General features: G+C 71.8%; 6 protein-coding genes. 2 read left to right on the forward strand and 4 right to left on the reverse strand.

The window, feature by feature from the left end:
- Positions 1-181 precede the first annotated feature (181 nt).
- Positions 182-1834: an amidohydrolase gene (locus ACQKIP_RS36405; protein WP_365859963.1), complete on the forward strand. Its 1653-nt coding sequence runs from the start codon at positions 182-184 to the stop codon at positions 1832-1834.
- A gap of 15 nt (positions 1835-1849) precedes the next feature.
- Here ACQKIP_RS36405 and ACQKIP_RS36410 read toward each other — a convergent pair whose 3' ends face one another.
- Together ACQKIP_RS36410 and ACQKIP_RS36415 are read right to left on the reverse strand one after the other, a co-directional pair.
- The gene (locus ACQKIP_RS36410) at positions 1850-2632 is read right to left on the reverse strand and encodes an ABC transporter permease (protein ID WP_365859964.1); all 783 of its coding nucleotides are present in this window, start codon (positions 2630-2632) and stop codon (positions 1850-1852) included.
- 63 nt (positions 2633-2695) lie between these two features.
- On the reverse strand, positions 2696-3634 hold the full coding sequence (locus ACQKIP_RS36415) for an ATP-binding cassette domain-containing protein (RefSeq protein ID WP_365859965.1): 939 nt from the start codon (positions 3632-3634) through the stop codon (positions 2696-2698).
- Positions 3635-3697: 63 nt separating this feature from the next.
- On the opposite strand from ACQKIP_RS36415, the gene ACQKIP_RS36420 reads away from it, so the two are divergent.
- Entirely contained in the window at positions 3698-4408 is a 711-nt protein-coding gene (locus ACQKIP_RS36420) for a TetR/AcrR family transcriptional regulator (protein ID WP_365859966.1), read from the forward strand.
- A 24-nt stretch (positions 4409-4432) separates the two neighbouring features.
- On the opposite strand, the gene ACQKIP_RS36425 is transcribed toward ACQKIP_RS36420, so the two are convergent.
- Both ACQKIP_RS36425 and ACQKIP_RS36430 read right to left on the reverse strand, forming a co-directional pair.
- Positions 4433-5632 carry a type ISP restriction/modification enzyme gene (locus ACQKIP_RS36425; RefSeq protein ID WP_427745123.1) on the reverse strand — a complete coding sequence of 400 codons (1200 nt, stop codon included), beginning with the start codon at positions 5630-5632 and terminating at the stop codon, positions 4433-4435.
- 15 nt (positions 5633-5647) lie between these two features.
- Complete coding sequence (locus ACQKIP_RS36430; protein WP_365859968.1) at positions 5648-6397, reverse strand: GntR family transcriptional regulator; 750 nt, start codon at positions 6395-6397, stop codon at positions 5648-5650.
- Between the last annotated feature and the right edge of the window lie 114 nt (positions 6398-6511).

Here is a 6511-nt window from a genome sequence, read left to right on the forward strand (position 1 = left end):
GTATAAGAGACAGCATGTCATGCGCACCTGTTGACGCCGCAACTTTCCGGCCGCACTGTGGCTGATTGTTTGGCCGATACACCCAACCTCACCCCCGGAGGTGCGCGTGTGTGACCTGCACGATCAGCATGAGCATGAAGTTCTTCCCGCCGGCGGCCAACCCCTGAGCCGCCGCCGCATCATGCAGCTTCTCGGCGCGGCCGGTGTCACCGCCGGTGCCATGACCGCCGACGCGGACCCGGCGATGGCCGCGGGCGCCGACGACTCACCCGCCGCTTACGAAGCGCCCGAAGGCCTCGCCGCCGACACCCCCGCCAAGCGTGCGGCGCTCGACTGGATCACCTCCCACGACGACCGGATCACCGGCCTGAACGCCGAGATCTGGGACAACGCCGAACTGTCCCTGCGCGAGTGGAAGTCCTCCCTCGCCGAGGCCGAGTTCCTCGAACGGGCCGGATTCGACGTCCGGTTCGGCACCGCGGGCTTCCCGACGGCCTTCACCGCCACGTTCACGCACGGCAAGGGCGGCCCGGTCCTCGGCTTCAGCGGCGAGTACGACGCGCTGCCCGGCCTCTCGCAGCGCAAGGGCGTGGGCCACCACGATCCGCGGGAGTACGTCCACGACCCCTTCGCGCCCGGCTACGGCCCCGGCCACGGCTGCGGCCACAGCGCGCTCGGCACGGCGGCGGCAGCCGCGGCGGCGGCCGTCGCGCAGGCCGCGAAGAAGCACGGGCTGCCCGTCACCGTGAAGTTCTTCGGCTCCACCGCCGAGGAGATGCTGATCGGCAAGACCTACGCCGTCAGCAAGGGCGTGTACGACGGCCTCGACGCGTTCCTCGACTGGCATCCCTCGACGGCCAACGCGACGGGCTGGGGCAGCACCACCGCGATGACCGCCGTCACCTTCACTTTCCTCGGCGTGGCAGGACACGGCGGCACCCCGCTCGGCAACAAGTCCGCGCTCGACGCCGCCGTGATGATGGCGACGATGTCGGAGTTCCTGCGCGAGGAGAACCTCGCGCCGAGCGGCCGGCTGCACTGGGTGATCAACAACGGCGGCGACATCCCGAACGTCACCGCCGAGATCTCCGAAATCTCGTACTACGTACGCGAAGGGAGCCCCGCCCGCGTCAAGGTGCTCCTGGACAAGGTGATCGCCGTCTCCGAGGCGGCGGCGAAGGCGTCACAGACGACCGTCAGCCACCGCGTCACCTCGGCCTGCTGGAACCAGCTTCCGGCCAAGGCGTTCGCCGAGCTCCTGCACGCGAACATGCGCGAGATAGGCCCGCCCCGATTCACCTCCGAGGCCCACGAGTTGGCCAAGGAGCTCCAGGAGTCCCTCGGTCTGCCCCAGAAGGGCATGCACGACAAGGTCGGTGAACTGACGCCGCCCAATCCGGTCTTCATGGGCGGCGGTTCGACGGATGTCGCCGACATCAGCTGGAACGTCCCCACCGTCTCGATGGGCGCCGCCCTGGCCCCCATCGGCACCAAGATGCACACCTGGTCGACCGCGGCCTGCGCGGCGGCGGCCCCCGGCCAGGCGGCCGTGATCGCCGCGGCCAAGTATCTGGCGGCGACGGCGGTGGACCTGATCACCCAGCCCGAGCGCCTGAAGGCGGTCAAGGACGAGTTCGAGGAGCGCACGAAGGGCGTCAGCTGGCAGACCGCGCTGCCGGACGGCTATGAGCCGCCCATGTACGAGCCCCCGGCGTGGTTCCTGAAGAAGACGCGCCAGAAGTGGCCGCCGCCGAACATCACCTGGCCGCCGAAGCGCGTGGTGTCCCGGGAGAAGTTCTCCTCCCTTGGACCGGAGCTCGCGCCCCAGAAGTAGGGCGCAGCCGACCGCTCACCGTCCCCCGCGCGCGTACCGGCGGACGGCGAGCGGCACGCACACGCCGAGCAGCACGAGCGACCAGAGGATCGCCCCCGCCACGGGATGCGCCACCGGCCAGGCGGCGCCGGCCGGCACGGGCGCGTTGCCGAACAGGTCGCGCACCGCGGTGGCCACCGCGCTGATCGGGTTCCACTCGGCGAGGGTGCGCAGCCAGCCGGGCAGGCCGTCGGCGGGGATGTACGCGTTCGAGAGCAGCGGCAGCATGAACGTCGCGCCGCCCAGCTGCCCCGCCGCCTCCTCGCTCTGCGAGGCCAGCCCCAGCAGGATGCCGATCCAGGTCGTCGCGAACCGGAAGAGCAGCAGCAGGCCGAAGGCGGCGGCGGCCTCGAGCGGCCCGCCCTCGATCCGCCAGCCCATGGCGAGCCCGACGAGCATCAGCGGCACAAGCCCCACGGCGGTGGTGAGCAGATCGGCGGCGGCCTGCCCGAGCGGCACCGCGCAGCGGCTCATCGGCATCGTGCGGAAGCGGTCCATGACGCCCCGGTGGGAGTCCTGGGCGGCGGTGAACATGCCGGTCATGATGCCGTTCGCGGCGGTCGCGACGAGCATCCCCGGGACGAGGAAGGCGCGGTAGTCGGAGCCGGACATGGCCAGGGCGCTGCCGAACACGTAGCCGAAGAAGAGCAGGAAGACGACGGGCATCGTCTGCGTCATGACGAGGATGGCGGGCGCGTGCCTGATGCGCTGCAGATGCCGGCCGAGGACGGCGGTGCCGTCGTAGAGGATGGCGTTCAAAGGGACCTCCGTGCGGGGTGATCGGGCGGGTGGGCGGGCAAGAATCCGCCGCGAGGCGGCGGTCTAGGACGCGCGAGCGACGAGCCGCAGGAAGACCTCGTCGAGAGTGGGAGCCCGCAGCGTCGCGTCGACGACAGGCACCCCGGCGGCATCGAGCTCCCGTACGACACGCGGCAGCGTCAGCCCCGCATCGAGGGCGACGACCCCGGCGGTACGCCGCTCGGCATCAAGGACCGGCTCACCCCCGGTGAGCTGGTCGAGCACGACCGCGGCGCCGTGCAGCGCCTGCGCACCCGCGTCCCGGGCGACGACCACCTCCACGTAGCTGCCGATCTGCGCCTTGAGCGCCACCGGCGTCCCGCGGTGTGCGGCACGGCCCCCGTCGATCAGGACGATCTCGTCGGCGAGCTGGTCCGCCTCCTCCAGATACTGCGTGGTCAGCAGCACGGTCGTGCCCGCGGCGGCCAGCTCCCGCACGGCGTCCCAGATTTCGCCCCGGCTGTGCGGATCGAGCCCGGTGGTCGGCTCGTCCAGGAAGAGGACACGCGGCCGCACGAGCAGGCTGGCCGCCAGGTCGAGCCGCCGCCGCATGCCCCCGGAGTAGGTGCGGGCGGGCCGGTCGGCGGCCTCCGCCAGGTCGAAGCGCTCCAGGAACTCGTCACCCCGCGCCCGCGGAACCCGCAGCAGCCGGGCGAAGAGCCGCAGATTCTCCCGGCCGGTCAGATCGCCGTCGACGGAGGCGTACTGCCCGGTCACGCCGATGATCCTGCGCAGCGCGGCAGCCTCCCGCACCACGTCGTGCCCCGCGACGAGCGCGCGCCCCGCATCCGGTGTCTGGAGCGTCGTCAGGAGTCGCACCGCCGTCGTCTTGCCCGCGCCGTTCGGGCCGAGCAGCCCGCAGACCGTGCCCTCGGGGACGGCTAGATCGAGCCCCCGCAGGGCATGGACGTCCCCGAAACGCTTCTCCAGACCTTCACTAAGTACAGCGTACGTAGAAGTCATGCCGGTACGGTACCTCACTACGTACGCTGTACGTAACTAACATGGGTGGCGAGGTGATGATCAATGGCGGGCCGAGCGGCCGAACCGGAAGTGATCTGGGCGCGCCCCGAGCGTGCGGGCCGCGGCCCGAAGCCCGCGTACAACAGGGCGGACATCGCGGCGGCGGCCGTCCGCATCGCCGACGCGGACGGCATCGAAGCCGTCTCCATGCGCAGAGTGGCGGGCGAACTGGGCTGCGGCACGATGTCGCTCTACAACTACGTGCCGCGCAAGGAAGACCTGTACGAACTGATGGTCGACGCGGTCAGCGGCGAGTACGTGCTGACGGAGGGGCCGCCCGGCGAGGACTGGCGCGCGGCGATGCTGGCGCTCGGCCGCCAGACCCGCGACCTGATGCGGCGCCACCCGTGGCTGCCCCGCATCATGTCGGCGCTCTACGGCTTCAGCCCCAACGCCCTGCGCTATCTGGAGCACTGCCTCGGCGCCCTGGACGGCCTCGACGTGCCCTACGGCACCAAGGCGGAACTCATCGGGATGGTCAACGGCTCGGTCATGACGTACGTCGCAGGCGAACTCGCCATGGCGGAGCGCGCGCGGGCACTGCCATGGTCGGCGGAGCGGGAACAGCAGGTGCGGTACGCCTACCTCGCGGGGCAGGTGGGCACCGGGGCCTACCCGCGGCTCGCGGAGGCGCTCAAGGAGGCGCCCGCGCCGGGCGACGCGGACGAGCTCTTCGACCGGATGATGAACCGGCTCCTGGACTCGTTCGCCTGACCGGGGCCGGAGTCCCGGCCGGGATCAGATGAGGGCGAACTGGCCGCCGGGGCCCTCTTCGTGGTGGTCGAGGACCGATGCGGGGCGCCGCGCGGCTTCGGGTGCGGGAAGCACACCCGCGCGGCGCAGCGCTTCCGGTGTGATGCCGGGGCCGAGGTCCGCGGTCAACTCCTCTTGCAGGGGACGGAGTTCCGCGAGGAGCGCGAGCACGGTGATCAGTTCGAGGAGTTCGGACGTCCATGCCTGCGGCCACTGCGCGGGCCCGATCGCGTCGAGCGTGCCCGCCTCGCCCGCCGTCATGCGCCGCTCGAACCACAGCTCAAGGACCCGCACTCCGCTCACCTCGAAGTCCCACGCCTCCCTCGGCACCGGTGAGATGCGGCCCTCGTCCACGCACAGCGCCTCCTCGTCGGCGTCGTACGAGAGTTCCGAGGGGCGGGCGGGCAGCGGAGCCCGGACATACGGACGCCGTCCGCCGGGGAGCTTGGGGCGGGCGCCGTCGCCGCGGGCCTGGAGCGCGAGGACGCGGCGGCCCAGCTCCGTGCCCCGCTCCCAGACCCCGGCGTCGGACGTCAGCGGCACCCGGCATCCCGCCGGGGACGCCTGCGCCACGGCCAGCGTCCAGGCCAGCAGATCGGCGGCGCCGACGTCCTGGCCGAGCGCGGCCGAGAGGTGGGCGAGCAGGCCCGCTGTCACGTTGGGTTCGAGCCCGCCGGGGCGGCGGAACAGCGGGCGGATCCGGCCCGGCCGCCCGGCGGGGGAGCGGCCGTCGGGGAGCACGGCGCAGGCGAGCACCGCGGGCCCCGCGGAGCCGGTGACGTAACCCTGTTCGACGAGGAACAGCTGGCCCTCGCCCGTGACCCGCCACAGCTCCGGGCGCGCGGCGTCGATCAGACGGTGGACCGGGATCAGCCACTGCTCGTCGAAGGGGCCGTGCAGGACGCGTACGGGGTCGGGGCAGGGGCCCGTCTCGGCGGCCAGCGCGGCCGTCGACCCCCGGTGGCCGGGGAGTTGCGCGACGGCGGTGTGCAGGGTGCGCGAGCGCGAGGGGGAGAGCAGCCTCTCGCGTTCGGCCGTGTCCGCCCGCAGGAACGCGGCCCAACGGGCTCTGAGGGATGCGGCGTCCGGTCCCATCGGCCACCCGCGGCCCGGCCGGAGCGGAGCGACGGACCACGGCATCAGGTCGGCGAGCAGCGCCGCTTCGTCGTGCGTCACGCCCGGCATCGTACGTCGAGACCCTTACGTCGCGTCGAGGGTGACCGTGAAGGAGAAGCGGTCGCCGCGGTAGTGGATGCGCGCCACGTCCAGGGCGCGTCCCTCCTCGTCGTACGTGATGCCCGTGTAGTGCAGGATCGGGCTGAGCAGCGGCACTTCGAGGAGGCGGGCCGTCTCCGGGTCGGCGAGCGTGGCCTCGACGGTGTCGGTGATGCGGCTGATGCGGACGCCCACGACATCGCGCAGCACCTTCGTCATGGGCCAGCGCGCCAGATCGTCCAGCTCGACGCGCTCCGCGAGTTCGGGGCGGATGAAGTTATGGGCGTGATTGGTCGGTTCGCCCGTCTTCTCGTCGCTGCGCAGCCGGTGGTACGTCGCCACCTCGGGCAGGCCGGGGAAGTGCTCGGCCAGTTCGCCGGAGACCGGGGCCCTGCCGTGCGCGAGCAGTTCGGTGCTCATGCCCGACTGCTGGGCCACGATCGCGTCGACCGAGCCGAGCAGCCGGACCGGGGAGCCGCGCCGGGCGCTCGGCTCGATGAACGTGCCGCGCCGCCGGTGCCGGCTGATCAGGCCCTCGTCCTCGAGCTCCTTGAGCGCCTGGCGCATGGTCAGGACACTCACTCCGTAGTGCCCCGCCAGCTGCTCCTCGGTGGGCAGCCGGAGCGGGGCGTCGGGGGTGCGGCCGAGTATCGAGGCGCGCAGAGACTGCGACACCTGATACCAGAGCGGCAGCTTGCGATTCAGGACGATCGAGTCCGGGGCGAAAGCGGTCACGGTCTCTCCGAATCAGTCCGCATCGGCTTCGAAACGGGATCAGCTACAGGCGGTAACGGGATCAGTTTCGAAAATGGCGCTCCAGACCCTCCCCCACATCGTCGTATCCGCGCT

Origin of the sequence: Streptomyces sp. NPDC059900, from assembly GCF_050270335.1 — a bacterium.
Taxonomy (GTDB): Bacteria; Actinomycetota; Actinomycetes; order Streptomycetales; family Streptomycetaceae; genus Streptomyces.

What these genes read in the sequence shown, in the direction of transcription:
- ACQKIP_RS36405 (WP_365859963.1), top strand. Translation starts at nt 182, where the DNA reads ATGCAGCTTCTCGGCGCGGCCGGTGTCACCGCCGGTGCCATGACCGCC.
- ACQKIP_RS36415 (WP_365859965.1), bottom strand. Translation starts at nt 3,634, where the DNA reads ATGACTTCTACGTACGCTGTACTTAGTGAAGGTCTGGAGAAGCGTTTC.
- ACQKIP_RS36420 (WP_365859966.1), top strand. Translation starts at nt 3,698, where the DNA reads ATGGCGGGCCGAGCGGCCGAACCGGAAGTGATCTGGGCGCGCCCCGAG.
- ACQKIP_RS36425 (WP_427745123.1), bottom strand. Translation starts at nt 5,632, where the DNA reads ATGCCGGGCGTGACGCACGACGAAGCGGCGCTGCTCGCCGACCTGATG.